This is a genomic window from Clostridium arbusti SL206, assembly GCF_000246895.1.
Classification (GTDB): domain Bacteria; phylum Bacillota; class Clostridia; order Clostridiales; family Clostridiaceae; genus Clostridium_I; species Clostridium_I arbusti.
In genome coordinates this window covers 1-16675 of record NZ_BAEV01000022.1, presented here as the reverse complement: position 1 = coordinate 16675, position 16675 = coordinate 1, and the positions used below count along the sequence as shown (strand labels likewise).

Annotated in this window: 15 protein-coding genes; 11 read left to right on the top strand and 4 right to left on the bottom strand. The window is 28.7% G+C overall.

What is annotated here, in order from left to right; all coding sequences use genetic code 11:
- Positions 1-137 precede the first annotated feature (137 nt).
- Positions 138-1415: an ABC transporter substrate-binding protein gene (locus tag RH99_RS06070; RefSeq protein ID WP_010235342.1), complete on the top strand. Its 1278-nt coding sequence runs from the start codon at positions 138-140 to the stop codon at positions 1413-1415.
- A 448-nt stretch (positions 1416-1863) separates the two neighbouring features.
- Here RH99_RS06070 and RH99_RS06065 read toward each other — a convergent pair whose 3' ends face one another.
- Positions 1864-3006: a glycosyltransferase family 4 protein gene (locus tag RH99_RS06065; protein WP_010235338.1), complete on the bottom strand. Its 1143-nt coding sequence runs from the start codon at positions 3004-3006 to the stop codon at positions 1864-1866.
- A 162-nt stretch (positions 3007-3168) separates the two neighbouring features.
- Here RH99_RS06065 and RH99_RS06060 point away from each other — a divergent pair, with 162 nt between their 5' ends.
- The 4 genes from RH99_RS06060 to RH99_RS06045 are packed head-to-tail and all read left to right on the top strand — an operon-like array spanning position 3169 to position 6197.
- Positions 3169-4185, top strand: a complete 1017-nt coding sequence (locus RH99_RS06060) for a CotS family spore coat protein (RefSeq protein ID WP_010235336.1) — start codon at positions 3169-3171, stop codon at positions 4183-4185.
- Positions 4182-4394: a hypothetical protein gene (locus tag RH99_RS06055; protein ID WP_010235334.1), complete on the top strand. Its 213-nt coding sequence runs from the start codon at positions 4182-4184 to the stop codon at positions 4392-4394. Before RH99_RS06060 ends, RH99_RS06055 begins: the two co-directional genes overlap by 4 nt.
- 6 nt (positions 4395-4400) lie before the next feature.
- Positions 4401-5159, top strand: coding sequence for a hypothetical protein (locus RH99_RS06050; RefSeq protein WP_010235332.1), 759 nt, complete (start codon positions 4401-4403; stop codon positions 5157-5159).
- 12 nt (positions 5160-5171) lie between these two features.
- Positions 5172-6197: a CotS family spore coat protein gene (locus RH99_RS06045; protein ID WP_010235330.1), complete on the top strand. Its 1026-nt coding sequence runs from the start codon at positions 5172-5174 to the stop codon at positions 6195-6197.
- Positions 6198-6758: 561 nt separating this feature from the next.
- Here RH99_RS06045 and RH99_RS06040 read toward each other — a convergent pair.
- A complete protein-coding gene (locus RH99_RS06040) occupies positions 6759-7886 on the bottom strand; it encodes a glycosyltransferase family 4 protein (RefSeq protein ID WP_010235328.1) in 1128 nt (375 codons plus the stop codon).
- Between the two features lie 241 nt (positions 7887-8127).
- Between RH99_RS06040 and RH99_RS06035 the strand changes: the two genes are divergently transcribed.
- The 5 genes from RH99_RS06035 to ispE all read left to right on the top strand — a co-directional run bounded on the left by RH99_RS06035 (position 8128) and on the right by ispE (position 13981).
- Positions 8128-9132, top strand: coding sequence for a CotS family spore coat protein (locus RH99_RS06035; RefSeq protein WP_010235325.1), 1005 nt, complete (start codon positions 8128-8130; stop codon positions 9130-9132).
- A gap of 114 nt (positions 9133-9246) precedes the next feature.
- Complete coding sequence (gene yabG, locus RH99_RS06030) at positions 9247-10233, top strand: sporulation peptidase YabG (protein WP_010235324.1); 987 nt, start codon at positions 9247-9249, stop codon at positions 10231-10233.
- Positions 10234-10389: 156 nt separating this feature from the next.
- The gene (locus RH99_RS06025) at positions 10390-10626 is read left to right on the top strand and encodes a Veg family protein (protein WP_010235322.1); all 237 of its coding nucleotides are present in this window, start codon (positions 10390-10392) and stop codon (positions 10624-10626) included.
- Between the two features lie 644 nt (positions 10627-11270).
- Positions 11271-12833 (top strand): DUF3794 and LysM peptidoglycan-binding domain-containing protein, encoded by a 1563-nt coding sequence (locus RH99_RS06020; RefSeq protein WP_010235320.1) that lies wholly within the window; start codon positions 11271-11273, stop codon positions 12831-12833.
- A gap of 305 nt (positions 12834-13138) precedes the next feature.
- Positions 13139-13981 (top strand): 4-(cytidine 5'-diphospho)-2-C-methyl-D-erythritol kinase, encoded by an 843-nt coding sequence (gene ispE / locus RH99_RS06015; RefSeq protein ID WP_010235318.1) that lies wholly within the window; start codon positions 13139-13141, stop codon positions 13979-13981.
- Positions 13982-14165: 184 nt separating this feature from the next.
- Here the strand turns inward: ispE and RH99_RS06010 are convergent, their stop codons facing one another.
- Positions 14166-15050 (bottom strand): HDOD domain-containing protein, encoded by an 885-nt coding sequence (locus tag RH99_RS06010; RefSeq protein WP_010235315.1) that lies wholly within the window; start codon positions 15048-15050, stop codon positions 14166-14168.
- 101 nt (positions 15051-15151) lie between these two features.
- Complete coding sequence (locus RH99_RS06005; RefSeq protein WP_010235313.1) at positions 15152-15565, bottom strand: LysM peptidoglycan-binding domain-containing protein; 414 nt, start codon at positions 15563-15565, stop codon at positions 15152-15154.
- Between the two features lie 337 nt (positions 15566-15902).
- Between RH99_RS06005 and spoIIR the strand changes: the two genes are divergently transcribed.
- Positions 15903-16646: a stage II sporulation protein R gene (gene spoIIR / locus RH99_RS06000; protein ID WP_010235311.1), complete on the top strand. Its 744-nt coding sequence runs from the start codon at positions 15903-15905 to the stop codon at positions 16644-16646.
- The last annotated feature ends 29 nt before the right edge of the window (positions 16647-16675 follow it).

Sequence of the window (16675 nt, the reverse complement as noted above, 5' to 3'; positions counted from 1 at the left end):
TTAATTATATAAACTTAGAATTAAGTATATAAGGCATATTCAAATAAATAAGGCACATTCAAATAAATAACTAGTAAGTATATTGATTATATTTTTTTATGTGTCTAATTAAAATTTTTTTGATTGGGGAAGTATGTATGAAAAAAGTAGCCGTTTTATTAACTATATTTTTTATGAGTATAAGTTTAGTTTCTTGTGCAAGTAAACCTAAAGATAGTAATACTAAAGAACTTAAGGGAAAGGTGTCTTTATGGACAATTGACTCTAATGAAGCTCTAATAAATGATGCTGTGGCTTTATTTAAGAAAAAGAATCCTTCTGTAGAGGTAAATGTATCATCTTTGGATTTCGATAAAGTTACAGAAGCTCTTTCTAAGAATTCAAGTGAAAAAGTAAATCTTCCGGATATGATAGTAGTTAGGGATAAAGATGTGCCAATAATAATAAATGAATACCAAAATAGTTTTCTTGAATCTTCATCCATTCCACAATTTAATAAGGATGTATTTATCAAAAATCAAATAAATAATGCTACATATAAAAATAAGATTTATGCTGTACCATGGTATGTAGAACCAACTTTTATGATTTATAGAGAAGATATATTAGAAAGCTTAAACATAAAATCAGAGGATATTAAAACTTGGAAACAATATATGGATATTGGCAGTAATCAAGTAAAAGCAAGTGGAAAGTTTATGCTATCTTCAGATTACTTTAATAGCGGTACTGTTTATGATTTAGCTTTAAATCAGCTTGGTGTTGATTATTTTAATAAAGATAAAAAAATAGATTTACTAAGTCAGAAATCGGTTAAGGCAGCAGGGCTTTTAAACGATATATATAATAGTAAAATATTAGATGATGACAGTGAAAGTAGTAGTAAAATACAATCTTTTGTAAGTGGAAGTACAGTATCCTTAATAGGTAATTTAAGCACTATATATAATATACAAAAACAGTATCCTAGCTTAAAGAGTAAATTAAAGATAGAAAAGATCCCAGCATTTGAACCAGGAGGAAATAGAGATACTATAAACTTTGGTGATAACTTAATGCTTTTAAAGTCAAGTAGTAATAATCCAGCAGCATTAGAATTTACTAGATTTTTAAGTTCTGATACAGAATTATCAACTTATGAATTTGCTAGATATGGAGTTATGTCTTCTGATACAACTTCCTATGGGGATGATAGCTTTTATAAGAAGAATAGTTTTTACAATAATCAAAGTCTTGGAAGAATGGCTATAGATGAAGTTTCTGCACTTAGAACTATGACATATAATCATAATTTTAATGATATAAGGAATAAAACAGTGCAAATTATAATAGATGCTTCCAAAAATAATAAACCTTTAAATGAAAGTATGTACAATTTACAGACCAATTTAGAACAACCTGATAGTTTAAAGTAATAAAAATTTAAAAATAACCTATAAAAAACGTTTACAAATACATTGCAGTGCTTTATAATGTAGAAGTAGTGTAGAGATAAAAGTACTTTTATTTATAAGTGTTTGGGGTTTAATCATAGGGGATATTTTCACAAAAGAGCTATTTTTAAAATGAAGTTAATCATTTTAAAAATAGCTCTTTTAGGCATATGAAAATAAATAGTAAGTCAAAGATGCGACGGATATTTTGAAGTCTACAAGGAAACAGGTTCTGATGATAGTGGTGCTATCTGAGGGTTCTGTTGACGCAGTAGGATTTAAAATAGCCTAGCATACTGACTAGTTATTTATTTGAATGTGCCTTATTAGGTATCTTCATAAAATAACTAGTCAGTGTGATAGTTTATTTTATCTTGTTATTTATTTTCAGATGCCTTATCATTTCTAGTAATAAAAATTTGATTGATAATTAAATTATATTGGAAGATATCTGCGAAGTTTTATATACATTTTCATATACTTTTAATGTGTTCTTAGCTGTTTTTAGCCAAGAAAATTCTAAGGAACGTTTTAAACCTTTATTGGATAAATTTTTTCTTATAACTTCATTGGTAAGCACTTTATAAAGTTCATCTGCAAGCATATCTGTATTAATTGGATCTATTAATATAGCTGAGTCAGCAACTACTTCAGGAATAGAAGTAGTGTTTGATGTTATAACAGGAGCACCGCAATTCATGGCCTCTAATGGAGGAAGTCCAAAACCTTCATAAAGAGAAGGATAGACAAATACCTCACAGGAATTATAGAAAATTGGTAAATCCTCATTTGGAATAAAACCTGTAAAAATTATATTTTCTTCTACTTTTGAATGTAGTTTTATTTTCATTAAATTTTCTACATCATCTTTTTTTGAACCGCAGATTACAAGCTTAATATCTTCCTTAATTTCATTTGATACCTTTTCGTAAGCTTTGATTAGACCAGATACATTTTTCCTTGAACTGAATCCTCCTAAATACAATATATAAGGAGATTTTATATTGTATTTATTAGATAGATATTTTTTGCATTGATCTTTATCTAAGGGCTTATACATACTATCTGCAGCTAGTGGGGTGACAAATATTTTATCTGGATTTATAGGAAAAAATCTTAGTATATCTTTTTTTGAGTATTCAGAAACTGTTATTATAGCATTTGATTCATCGATAATCCGCGGCATATCTCTTAAAAATTTTAGAAGGTATCCATTACCTACAGTTTCTGGCATGATATAAGGAATCAAATCATGTATTGTTACTATTTTTAAACAATTCAAATTCTGTGAAAGTCCTATTCCATTTTGAGATATATGATATATATCTATATTATCTTTTTTTATATCTCTCGGAAAAAAATACTCCTGAAAAAATCTATGATATCTTTTTGATGCCATTCTTATAGTTGTATTATTAGTTTTAAATTTTTCGTAGTTTTCACCGGACCAATAAAGAACATATTTATTTAAACTATCTATAGATATGAGATTCTTCAGCACATTTTCTGTATAAGTACCTATTCCGGTGCCTTTGTACCAGTTTATTCCTCGAGCATCAAATGCAATTCTCATTGAATACACTCCTCAAAATTGATTAATGAACAATAGAGTTAGTATGTTAATTGTCTACTAATATTAATAATATTAATTTATGGTGAGAAGTGTGCCACTATTCACATAGTTGAAAATAGCCTCATATAATGAATGAGAACAATGCTTATTGGAGGCAGAGTTATGGAAACAGAAGCTGTAGTAAAGCTTGTAATGGATAATTATGAAATAGAGGTTAACAAAGCAATAAAAATAAAAAATGTTTATAAATTGGAAGGTAATAAAAAAGAGTATTGTCTTAAGATTGTTCACTATGAATATGGACACTTTTTATTTATATTAGAGGCTATGAATCATCTAATTAATAACGGGTTTAGTAATGTTCCCACCATAATAAAAAATAAATTGGGAGAAGACTATATAAAGTTTGATAAGTATTATGCATATCTTACAGATTGGACTTTAGCAAGAGAATGTAATTATGACAATCCATTAGATATAATCTTAGCTACTTCAACCCTTGCAAGTTTGCATAAAAAAAGTCAAGGCTTTCTAGTGACAGAAGAGATGCATCCAAGGTATAACTGGCTTAAGTGGCAGGAAGTATTTAGTACAAGAACAGATGAAATATTTGATTTTAAAAGTAGAATTGAAAAAAAAGAAAACAAGACAGAATTTGATTATAAATATGAAAGTATGATTAGCAGGGAAGTTAAGAGAGCTAATAAAAGCATAGTAGATGTAAATAAAACAGATTATGTTAATAAGATGAAAGTAGAAATGAAAAAAAATGGATATTGTCATCATGATTTTGCTCATCATAATGTGCTTATAGGTAAGGATGAGGGGGTAACTATAATAGATTTTGATTACTGTATGTTAGATACACACCTTCATGATTTGGCAAGTCTTTTAATAAGAAAGATGAAAAATGGAAAATGGGATATGAGTGATGCTATTTATGTATTAGATGCATACAGTTCTATATATCCTATAGAAAAAACGGATATACCTATTATGGCCGCATTCATGGAATTTCCACAGGATTTTTGGCAGGTTGGTATTCAGTACTATTGGGAAAATCAGCCTTGGGGGGAAGAATTTTTCTTAAATAAGTTGAAGAGAATAGAGCTTGACAGAGCCGAAAGACAAGAATTTATAGATCAATTTAGTAATTTAAACTATGGAGGGGAGATATGAGCAAGCACAAGCATACTAACAATAAAATAATTGAAACTGTAAATGATGACGAAAGCAACATAAATGACTATGATAAAAAAATTGAAGAATTAGGTGAGAGAGTAAAGAGACTAAAAAAAATAAAAAGAAGGACCAAAAAGATAGCTGAACTTGAGCAAAAAGAACGTGAAATAATAAGAAAATTAAAGAAACATCACAAAACGAGGTGATCATTCATGCTTGAAATAAGAGCATTCTCCTTAGAAAAATGCTTGGTTGACAATAATATTAAGCTTATGAATGCTGACAATAATAATTATATATTAACTAATATTACAGAGCATAAGATTTTAGAACAAATAGATGCAATTTATTCTTTTCATAAAGTAGCTCTTAAATGTACTGAAATAGAATCTAAAGCTATTCCAAATAAAATTGGTAAGGTTGTTGAAAGATACAAAATGCGTATAAAAAATCTAAATAGAGATATAAAAGCATTTAAAGGTAATAGTTCTGTAAATCAATTTGAAAATATGGTACTACAAAGCTCAAATTCATATCTAAAGAGAGCAGAAAGGTGTATTGATATAGTAAATCAATGTAACTATATAAGCCTCATTAAAAGAAGTATGAGAAGATTTGAAATATGTCTTGGAAATACTTATTTTGATAATATTAGAAAAAATAGACAAGTAGAAATAAATAGTTTAAAGAAATGTTCATATAATATGCTGGAAATGGACGGGGTATATTTAATCAATAAATTGAAGAGAAGTAGTAGTACTGTAGAGTTAGAAAATGTAATAAATTATTTTTGTGAGCTAGAAGGCTTTGACAGGGATAGCAATAATTTTATTAAGGCATTAGTATCCTATCCTCATGAATATATGAAATGTTGTGAGCGTTATAGATTAGCTAAAAAGAAGTGGGATATTAATGACTATGTTGTAAGCCTTAATAGGGCTATGAAGAAGGATGGCAATAGCATTTTATAGGAGGGTAAATTTATGCTGGATTTAGGATATAGGGATAAGGCCTATCTATCTAAATATGATTTAGATGTAAAACTTTTTGAAAAATTTGATTTAAAAGTATTGGATTTAATTCCTATAAGAAAGGTTTTTTTACTAAGTACCAATAAAGGTGATAAAATATTAAAAAGAATTGATTGTACTTTATATGAGTTTGACTTTATAGTTAAAGCTTTAAAATATGTAAATACCAATTTTGAACGTGTAATGAATTTTGAAGATAGTACAGAGGGTAAGAAATATGCAGAGTGGAAGGGTGAATACTACTGTATAATGAATAAAGTTAAGGGAAGAGAATGTGAATTCAGCAATCCTGTAGATTTGGCTATTTCAGCTCAGGGTATAGGAGAACTTCATAAAGCATCTGAAGGATTTAGATATAAGAATTCCAATAAATATATATGTGGCAATCTATTCAAAAATTTAAGTAGAAAAAAAGAAGAAATGTTATTCTTTAAGAGGATGGTTAATCTTTATGAAAACAAAGGGGAATTTGATGATATATTTTTAAAAAATGTAGATAATTATGTAAATAAAATTGATGATTGCATAGCATTTCTAGATAAGACAGCCTATTATAAGCTCTGTAGTGAAGAGGATAAAATATCATTATGTCATCATGATTTGGCCCACCACAATATAATAATTGATGAGGATAAAGCTTATTTTATAGATTTTGATTTTTCAGTAATTGATCTGAAAGTTCACGATTTATGCAATTTCATTAATAAAGTTACTAAAACTTTTTCCTTTGACATAGATAAATGTAAGGCTATTTTAGATAATTACCGTATTACTAATACATTAAACCAGAATGAACTCAATGTTCTATTTGGTATGATTACCTTCCCAGAGGACTTTTATGAAATATGTAAAGATTATTACTCAAAAAGGAAGGAATGGGATGAACAGACTTTTGTATCAAGATTAAAGAGAAAGGTTAATTTTGAGCCGGATAGACAAGAGTTTTTGCAGGAATTTAAACAGCAATATACTATATAGAAGTTGAAACCTTGAAGAATTTTTAGTAAGTAAGGCACATTCAAATAAATAACTAGTCAGTATGCTAGTCTATTTTGAACCCCACCGCGTCAACAGAACCATAAGATAGCTCACTATCTTAGGAACCTATTTCCTTGTTGACTTCAAAATATACGTCGCATCTTTGACTTGTTATTTATTTTCATATACCTAATTATAAAAAGTTTAAAATTGAATGTTTGTATAGTAAACTAGGTTTAGGTATTGATAATACAGAAACCTAGTTTTTAACCTGACTAACTTGGTGTAAGTCTCCAACGCACTCTGTGAAAGTGATTCACACCAAATTAAAATTTGGGTTCTCTACTTTTCTTAAAGTGGGAGTCCAACGCCAAGTAAGCCATGCATTCGCAGTTCTAAAATTCAGATGGGGTAAAAGAATCCCCACCTGAATTAAGAACTTGCTTCAATTTAGTATATATTTTAAAAGAGTATATGAAAGGGTAAAAATGATTGTCCACAATATTAAAAGTGTTATAGGTGTAATATTGATATGAATATTACACCTATTTAAGATATTTTTTATATACTACTAATTATATTATTATAGGCATTTAAAGTAGAAGCAGCTGTGTTTTCCCAAGTTAAGTTTTTATTAATAATTAAACCTTTCTGGATTAAATCAAATCTAAGATCAGTATCATTTAATCCTCTATATAATGAATTGTAAATGTCATCCTCATTCCTTGGATTTACCAGTAGAGAGCAATCCTTAAGTATTTCTGGAAGAGATGTAACATTTGAGGATACCACAGGCACACCACAAGCCATAGCTTCAATAGGTGGAAGACCAAAGCCTTCATATAGTGACAAATATACAAAAAGTTTTGCAGAGTTATATAAATATGGCATATGATTTACAGGAATAAAACCTGGAAATATAACCTTATCTCTAATATGAAGTTTTTCAGCACAACATTTATAATCTTTATAGGATTTTCCCTTAGTACCTGCAATGACTAATTTTAGGTCCTTTGAAGTTTTTGATAAAAGCTTTTCAAAGGCATTTAATAGTCCTATTATATTTTTTCTAGGACTAAAACCACCAACATATAGTATGAAATCATCAGTTATACCATAATTTTTTTTAATTATTTCTTTGCTTATTTTTTTATCTAATGGTTTGTATATATTTTCAGCAGCAAGATAGGTTACATATATTTTATTAGCTGGAAAATTAAAGGCCTTTGCTATATCATTTTTTGAAAACTGGGATACTGTTATAATACCATCACATAGAGAAACTATCTTAGGAAGTTCTTCATTAAAAATATGGAGATATCTATCACTTACAGTTTCAGGCATTTTATAGGGTATTATATCGTGTAGAGTTATAACAAAAGGGCATTTTTTATCTAGAGGTAATCCAACCCCATTTTGGGGAACATGATATAACTCTATATCTCTATTGTTTAAAATATTAGGTACATTAACTTGATCCCAAAAATTAGAACTAATCTTTTCATTTATATCATTTATTTGAAATTTTTTAGAAAAATTTATATCTATATTTGCATTTTTAGGCATAAATAATAAGTAGTCATTTATATTATCAATTTTATTTAGGCAGTTTATTAGCTGATAAGTATATGTTCCGATACCAGTGCCTCTATATAATTTAGCAGCTCGTGCGTCTATTCCTATTTTCATAATAGATACCTTTCTTAATTGCTTCAATTTATTATATTAATATGATTAGCAAAGTGTTAACAATTATCATATAAACATAAGGCACATTCAAATAAATAACTAGTCAGTATGCTAGTATCTTTGACTTGTTATTTATTTTCATATGCATAATATATAAATTAAAACATTAATACTTGTACAATAAATTTATTCTAAAAAAGTCATAATAATCATATACATATTTCTATGGGGGGTGATTAAGATGATGAGGGAATTTGAAATTGAGAGGCAATTTGATTTAAAAATCGAATCTATTAAACCTAATAGGGGAGTATATTACTTAAAAACAAATAAAGGTAATAAATGCCTTAAAAAAATAGATTACGGTATTCAAAAGCTTCTATTTGTTTATTCTGCAAAAGAGCATCTTATTTCGAAAGGATTTACGGGAATAGATAGGTATTGTTTGAATATTGAAGGCAATCCCTATGCACTTGTAAACGAAGATATATATACACTTTCAGGATGGATTGAAGGTAGAGAATGTAATTTTCATGAAGATGAAGATTTGATAAGTGCATCTCAAACTCTTGCGGTGCTGCATGAGAAGTCAAAAGGGTATGAACCACCTGAAAATAGTAAACTAAAAACTGACCTTGGAAGATGGCCTCATTTAATGGAAAAGAGAGTAAGATCTTTTGAAAAGATGAGAGATATGGCCAGAAAAAAAGGTAATAAAGCACAGTTTGATTTAAACTATATTAAAAGTTATGATTTCTTTAAACAAATTGGATTAAAGGCTATAAATATTTTAAATACTTCAGAATATATGAATCTATGTAAGAAAACTGAAGATGAAAAAGGTTTTTGTCATCACGATTATACTTATCACAACATAATCATAGATAATAAGGATGAGGTTAATGTAATTGACTTTGATTATTGTAAGAGAGAAATAAGAGTATATGACTTATCAAATTACATGATTAAAGTGTTAAAGCGATGTGATTGGGATATTCAACATGCGAAGCTTATAATTGATGCCTATAATAAGGTATCTCCTCTAGAAGAATCAGAATATAGAGTGTTGTTTGCTTTTCTACTTTTTCCACAACGTTTTTGGAGACTTTGCAATAGATTTTATTATAATGAAGTGAACTGGGGACAAAGTACATTCAGCAATAAGATCCAAGAATTAATAGACGAAAGAGAAAAGTATAATAAGTTTATTGATGATTTTAAAGAAATGTATAATCAAAAGGAATAAAATATTATATGATAATTAATTAAGTCATGTAAATATAATTTGTATTTTACATGACTTTTCACATTGTGCGATTATCTTTCATAAAATATAATAGTAATTTTATGGAGTGAGGTCATGAAAATCGGTGATATTGTAGTAAGGAAGTCTTACGACAAGGATATAACCTTTAAGATTATTGATATTAAGGATACAGATAAAGGTATTATATATGTTCTTAATGGAGTTAATTTGAGAATAGTAGCAGATGCTCCCATGGAAGATCTTGAACAGATTGATGAGGATGGTCTTGGGGCATCGGATATAGTTTTTAATAGGAAAGTTAATGAATCTATAAAGAAGATAATCAGTTCTAGAAATAGTAGTAGAAATTTTGTAAATAGAAGTAGTAGAAGCAAAAGAAGCAGTAAAAGTAAAAAAGAAGCTAAGAGTAGTAGAAGTAGTAGAAGTGGCGTAGAAAGTGCAGCTGTGGAAGAAAGTGACTATCGGGATTTAAAGAAGATTAAGCTTGCCTCAATTAATAATACTAATAGCATGGTATTTCACAGACCAGGTAAGATATTGCATATAGATGGAGATTCCACATACCTTGAGGTTTGTCTTAAAGTATATAAGCAACTTTCCATTGAGGCGGTAGGAAAGGTTATTCCTGAGTATGAACAGCCTTCTAAAATAGTTGATATAGTAAAGAAAGTTAAACCAGATATTGTGATTATAACAGGTCATGATGGCGTTACTAAGGGAATAAATGACTATTTAGATCTAAATAATTATAGAAATTCAAAGTATTTCGTTGATTCAGTTTTAAGGCTAAGAGATTATGAGCCAAATTATGATAATTTGGTTATATATGCAGGAGCTTGTCAGTCTTGTTATGAGGCTATATTGGATGCAGGTGCTAACTATGCAAGTTCTCCAGAAAGAGTGCTTATACATTGTCTAGATCCAGTCTTTGTATGTCAAAAGGTGGCTTATACAAATATAGATGAAATAGTGAATATACAAGAAGTTGTTCAGAATACTATAACAGGAGCAAAAGGGGTAGGTGGTCTTCAAACTAGAGGTAAATGTAGAGAAGGGTATCCAAAGTCTACCTTTTTTTAGTAAAAGGAACTTCAAGCTTAAAAATGGCTTGAGGTTCATTTTATTAACAGAAAATTAACCTTGACAAGTTGTATTGTTTACGTTAAAATAATATGTTTGCTTGACATAATTGGATTTGTATTGTATAATATAAAATGTGGAAAGAGGGTGTTTTGTATGGAAAAAGTAAATGTTTTAGATTCCATTAAGAGAAATATTGAGGATCATTTGGGTGAAAAGGTAGTTCTCAAGGCAAACAGCGGTAGAAAAAGAGTTGTGGTCAATAATGGAGTTATAGAAAAAACTTACCCTAGTATATTCGTAGTTAGATTAGAATCGGACACCCAAAGGAAAGTGACATATAGCTATTCGGATGTATTAACAAAGACAGTTCAATTAGATTTTTCAGTATAATAAAGGACGATACTAGTTTTTAGTATCGTTTTTTTTATAGTTGTCATTAATTTATTATATCAATAAATTTTTATTTTTACTAGTAATAATTTTAGGCACATTCCAATAAATAAATAGGCAGTATGCTAATCTATTTTAAATCGTACTGCGTCAACAGAACTCTTAGATAATTAAATAAAAAGAAAGATGGTGGGTTCCATCTTTCAACTATGGTATAAAAGGGTATTGAGAATTTATGAGAGGTTATATGGTCAATAACCAGTTTCTATAATACGTCATATTATGATCTTTGTCAATAAATTTAGTGACTTTTAAAATATAAAAATTAGTGATATATAAAGAAGAATGGTGAAACTTAAGTAAACATGTAGAAATATATAAAAGTTACTTTTACCATCTTGTTTTAACAACAAAGATAATATATATTATTAAAAAAATAATAAAGTTATCATATTTTTTATGAAATGGTTATATACATTATATAAGGTATCTTCAAAGAAATAATTAGTCAGTATGCTAGTCTATTTCGTATCATACTGCATCATCAGAAATTGCTTCCTTGTATGAATGATACAAAATATCCGTTGCATCTTTGTCTTGTTAGTTATTTTCAGATACCTTAGGTATTTCATAGGAGGGATAACATGGCTATAGAATTAGTAAAAGAAAATATACAATATGAACAGTTGCTTGGGGAAAATACAGCTGATACTGTGGTGCAAGAAGAGTATATTATACCAGATACTCAGCCAGATGTATTAAAAATACTCATGGTAGATGCAAAACCTTCCATATCGAACACAGAGGTAATGCAGGACAAGGTATATTTAGAGGGGCAAGTAGAATTTGATGTGGTGTATTTAGGAAAGACAGAAGAAGGTAGTGAGATTTGTGGAGTTTCTTATGCAGCTAAATTCAGCAATTATGTAGAAATAGAAGGTGCAGCTCATAAAATGCTTGCAGATACAGATTTTTATGTAGAACATATGAATTGTAATGCTGTAAATGAAAGAAAGATATCTGTTGAAGGAATAATTAAGTTAAAGTCAGAAGTATTCAGTGAAAATGACCTAGAAATTGTTAAAGATGTTACAGGGCTTGGAGATGTACAATTTTTAAAAAGTCAAACTTCCATAGATAAAATAGCTGGAAATAAATCAATAGATTTAGTTGCTAAGTCTCACCTGCAAGTTCCAATGGAGAATCCTCAGATTGCAAACATACTAAAATATGATGTTAATGTTCACAAGAAACAGATAAAAGTATTAGAGGGAAAGTTAGAATTAGAAGCATTCGCACAGGTAAATGTGTTATATAAGGGAAAAGATAATGGCGAAATATTTAATTTATCTGATGATGTGCTTTTAAGTCAAGAAGTGGAATTTGAAGGGGTAAATCCAACTATGAATGTATTTGGAGATTTTACCGTGGATGCTACAGAGTGCAACATTAAGGAAGATGACTTAGGTGAAAATAGGAATGTAGATGTAGAGGCACTGATAAAAGCTAATATAAAGGCACAGAGCAAAGAAAATGTGGATGTTATACAAGATGCCTACTCACCAGATTTAAGTCTTAAAATAGAGAAGAGAGACTATGAATTCAATCAAGTATATGATAAGGCAACTACTGAGAATATAGTTAAAGAAAATCTTGAAATTAAAGAAGAAAATGCTGTACCAACTGATGTGATTCTAGCTGTAGGAAAAGTATCTATAACGGATAAAAAACTAGTAGAGGATAAATTATCAATAGAAGGTATAGTGAATACATCAGTTATTTATAAGACAAATGATGAGAATAATGCTATTAGTTCATTAAACGAAGATATTCCTTTCAGTTGCAGTATTGATATGCCAGGTTCTAAAATAGAGATGACTTCTATTGCTAAAGGAAATCTAGAGAATATAGAGGCATCCATTGAAGCTAATACTATAGCTATTAAAGCCATTGTATCTGTTTCTGGAAGAGTAAATTATAATTCCAATAAAGATTTTCTTATAAATGTAGTTCCTATAGAGGGCGAGAAGCCTAAGAAAAAGGCTAGTGTTACCATATATACAACTCAAACAGGAGATAGCTTATGGAAAATTGCTAAAGTATATTTTACAACTGTTGAATCCATAGTAAACATTAATAATATAGAAAATCCAGATTATATTTTACCAGGACAAAAACTTATAATTCCTGGAAGAGCGGCTATATAAAATAGTTAAGGCATCTTCAAATAAATAACTAGTCAGTATACTAGTCTATTATGAATTATACTACGTTAACATAACCTTCTGATAGCACCACTATCATCAGAACCTGTTTCCTTGTATAATTCAAAATATACGTCGCATCTTTCACTTGTTATTTATTTTCACATGCCTAAAAGAAATAATAGGTCAAATATAGTATACGGATATTTTTGTATTAACAAAAAATCCTTTTAACACATATGTGTTAGAAGGTTTTTTTTGTTATAATAAAGTTAATAAATATGATTTTGTTATACGGAGGCTAAAAAATGTTACTTAAAGCATATGGGAAGATTAATATATCCTTAGATATAGTTGGTAAAAGAGAAGATGGGTATCATCTATTAAAAATGATAATGCAGACAATTGACTTATATGATCTAATAGATGTAAACAGAATTGAAAATGGAATTGAGCTAAGCTGTGATAAATCATATGTACCTAATGATGAAAAGAATATAGCTTATAAGGCGGCTAAGCTTTTTATAGATACCTATAACATAAAGGATGGAGTTAGCATTGCAATAAATAAAAATATACCAGTAGCAGCAGGTCTTGCTGGGGGGAGTACAGATGCAGCAGCAGTGCTAAAGGCTATGAGAGATATTTTTAATATTGACGTATCTGATGAAAGACTTATGGAGCTTGGACTTAAACTAGGGGCAGATGTACCCTATTGTATACTAGGAGGAACTGCACTTTGTGAGGGTATAGGGGAAAAGATTACACCTTTAAAACCATTCAAAGATAAAATATTGATATTAGTTAAACCAAATTTTGGTGTATCTACAAAAGAAGTCTATAAGAGCTTTGATATTGAGAAGGCTTTTAAACATCCAGAAACGGAAAAATTAATAGAGGCTATGGAAAGTGGTGATTTACAATTTATAGGTGATAACATGAAGAATTTACTTGAAAATGTTACTTATAGAAAACATACTATATTAAAAAATATTAAGGATTCTATGAATGGATATGGCGCGTTAGGATCTATGATGAGTGGAAGTGGGCCTACTATTTTTGCTTTCTTTGAGGATATGCTAAAAGCTCAGTTGTGTTTTGAATATATGAAAGAAAAATATGATGAAGTATATATAACTAGAACTGTATAATTTATACTCAATGATTACAAAAGTAAAAATTATATATATTAAAAGTAAAATTATAACAATTGTTTTGGTTATGAGAGTGTGTGATTATTATGATTGTTATTAGGGTTTTTTATTTAACGTTTACATAATTGATGAAGTGATTAGATTATTTTTAATAATCTATCACAAGATAAATATATAGTTACTAACTTACTAATTGTGAATTGAAAATTGATGGATTTATTATTTTCATCATTTCTTCAACTTTATCTGGTAATTCTTTGCTTATCTTTTCAATATCATCCATTGTAATCCCTAAAGAATCAGCTACTGTTTCATTTAATACGTATAAGGTGTTAAGAGATAGTAGTTTTTCATAATACAGAGTACTAATGGAATCTGCTATATTCATAATCTTAGCTTCTTCTTTATATTTAGTTGCAAGCAAAGGAGTATGATGATACGCTACTGCTGTATTTACATCTTCTGGTAAATTCCACTTTTTACATAACCAACTACCAATATCAGAATGAGTGCAGCCTTCCATTACTGTTCTTTCAGCGATAATTTGATGAACTCCTTTTAGCTGAATTTTTACAACTTCATTAATAATTCCAGGCAAGCATATGTCAAGTACAGCATTTCCAATGTCGTGAATTAAGCCATAGGCGAAATATTTATATTTATCTTCTATGCCAAGTTTATCTGCTATCATAGTAGCTGCAATAGAAGTTCCTAAGCAATGTTTTAAATACTTCGTTCTATCAATTATATCCGATCTTCCAAGTGTGTCGGGAAGTAAGCATTTAATTAAATATGATAACACTAATCGATTAATTGTTTTTATTCCTAAATACATTACGGAATCTTTTAGTGTATAAACTTTTCTTGGTATTTTGAAATAACCAGAATTAATAACTGTGAGAAGTGAAGTCTTCAAGGTTGGCCACTTTGATATTTCATCTATAAGTTTATCTATATCAAAATTATTGGAAGTGTCTAGTATAGAAATTATATTAGTAAATTCTCTATTTATTTTAGGTAACCTGTTAGATTGCTCAATATAATTGATAATTTCTGACTCGTTCATACATAAATACCTCCTAAATCATTTTTTATGTTATTATTATACTACAAATTAGTTAAATTTAATTGAATCTGAAAATATTATATAAGTTATTTACTAGATTATTAAATTTTCTTTGTGGGGATTAATATTTTTTGCCCTATATATAATGTTTCATTAATATTATTTTTGATTTTAATAAGGTCTGCTGTTCTCCAGGGGTTACACTCAGGTAGAAACTTTTCTGATATACTCAATAAATTGTCTCCAGTTTTTATAGTGTAAACAATATAATCTGCCCTTAAATATATAAATATTTCATATAATCTTATAGAAATTAGCATTAATATACAAGTAATGGCAATAATTATGATCAGTAATATAAATTTTATTGAATTACCATCTCTATTTCTAAATAAGGTGGTTATAATTCCAAGCTCTAGTAGCAGCGTGGAAAGTATCCCAACTTTAAATGTCCTATTCTCCTCATTTGTCTTGTTTATATTGAGACCTAAAAGTTCAATTAATATCTTTTTCATAGATTTAATATCTCCTTTATATAACATCTTAAAATAAGAAAAAGATGCATTAGTGCTATTAGGCATCTTCAAATAAATAACTAGTCTATTTTGAATCCTACTACGTTAACAGAACCCTACCCTCTGATAGCACCACTATCATCAGGACCTGTTTCCTTGTAAGATTCAAAATATACAACCTATCTTTGACTTATTATTTATTTTCATATGCCTTACTTATTTTTGTCATAAATATTAATTTATAACCTAAATAAAAAAATTTTTCACAAAGGGTGAATATAAATAGAAACTATGGAAATAATTTACAATATAATCATTGTTTTAGGGGGAGTCATTAATGAAAAAGAGTATAATTTTCATAGCAGCAATATTATTTAGCGGTATGTTAGTTTGGAATTATAATAAGAATACAACCAATTTCACTACAAAGGTTCAGGCTAAGGAATCTAATCAATTGGCAAGACAGCAGAGTATAGCTAAAAAAATAATAAGATTTCATGTTTTAGCTAACAGTGATTCTAATGAAGATCAGGCTTTAAAACTTAAAGTTAGAGATAAAGTATTAGCATATATTGCTCCTAAGATGAGCAATTCTAAAAGTATTGATGAATCTAGAGAAATATTGAAAAAATATGATAAAAATATTAATGAAATAGCTGAAAGTGTAATAAGAGAAAATGGATATAATTATTCTGTTAAAACAGAATTAGCTAATGTAGATTTTCCTGTTAAATCCTATGGGGCTATAGTTCTTCCACAGGGACGATATGAGGCTTATAGAATTTTAATAGGTAGTGCTAAAGGACATAACTGGTGGTGTGTAATGTTTCCACCTCTTTGCTTTACCGATATTACAAAGGGTAATGTAGAAGTTCAAAAAACTCAAGATGAAATGAAAAGTACTTTGAGTAAAGAGGAGTACCAAATGGTAGATAATTCACAAGATGCTAATAAAGATGGTAACAAGAAAGATGACAAAAAAGATGATAATAAGAAAGAGAACAATCAAAAAATAGTTGTTAAGTTTAAAATAGTAGACGAGGTTAAAAAGATAGGAAATTCTATACAAAAGGATATGTAAAAAGTAGGACTACCTATTATGGTAGTCCA

Bases quoted from the DNA above. Each gene is read 5' to 3' on its own strand.
- RH99_RS06070 (WP_010235342.1), top strand. From the start codon at position 138: ATGAAAAAAGTAGCCGTTTTATTAACTATATTTTTTATGAGTATAAGT.
- RH99_RS06065 (WP_010235338.1), bottom strand. From the start codon at position 3,006: ATGAGAATTGCATTTGATGCTCGAGGAATAAACTGGTACAAAGGCACC.
- RH99_RS06060 (WP_010235336.1), top strand. From the start codon at position 3,169: ATGGAAACAGAAGCTGTAGTAAAGCTTGTAATGGATAATTATGAAATA.
- RH99_RS06055 (WP_010235334.1), top strand. From the start codon at position 4,182: ATGAGCAAGCACAAGCATACTAACAATAAAATAATTGAAACTGTAAAT.
- RH99_RS06050 (WP_010235332.1), top strand. From the start codon at position 4,401: ATGCTTGAAATAAGAGCATTCTCCTTAGAAAAATGCTTGGTTGACAAT.
- RH99_RS06045 (WP_010235330.1), top strand. From the start codon at position 5,172: ATGCTGGATTTAGGATATAGGGATAAGGCCTATCTATCTAAATATGAT.
- RH99_RS06040 (WP_010235328.1), bottom strand. From the start codon at position 7,886: ATGAAAATAGGAATAGACGCACGAGCTGCTAAATTATATAGAGGCACT.
- RH99_RS06035 (WP_010235325.1), top strand. From the start codon at position 8,128: ATGATGAGGGAATTTGAAATTGAGAGGCAATTTGATTTAAAAATCGAA.
- yabG (WP_010235324.1), top strand. From the start codon at position 9,247: ATGAAAATCGGTGATATTGTAGTAAGGAAGTCTTACGACAAGGATATA.
- RH99_RS06025 (WP_010235322.1), top strand. From the start codon at position 10,390: ATGGAAAAAGTAAATGTTTTAGATTCCATTAAGAGAAATATTGAGGAT.
- RH99_RS06020 (WP_010235320.1), top strand. From the start codon at position 11,271: ATGGCTATAGAATTAGTAAAAGAAAATATACAATATGAACAGTTGCTT.
- ispE (WP_010235318.1), top strand. From the start codon at position 13,139: ATGTTACTTAAAGCATATGGGAAGATTAATATATCCTTAGATATAGTT.
- RH99_RS06010 (WP_010235315.1), bottom strand. From the start codon at position 15,050: ATGAACGAGTCAGAAATTATCAATTATATTGAGCAATCTAACAGGTTA.
- RH99_RS06005 (WP_010235313.1), bottom strand. From the start codon at position 15,565: ATGAAAAAGATATTAATTGAACTTTTAGGTCTCAATATAAACAAGACA.
- spoIIR (WP_010235311.1), top strand. From the start codon at position 15,903: ATGAAAAAGAGTATAATTTTCATAGCAGCAATATTATTTAGCGGTATG.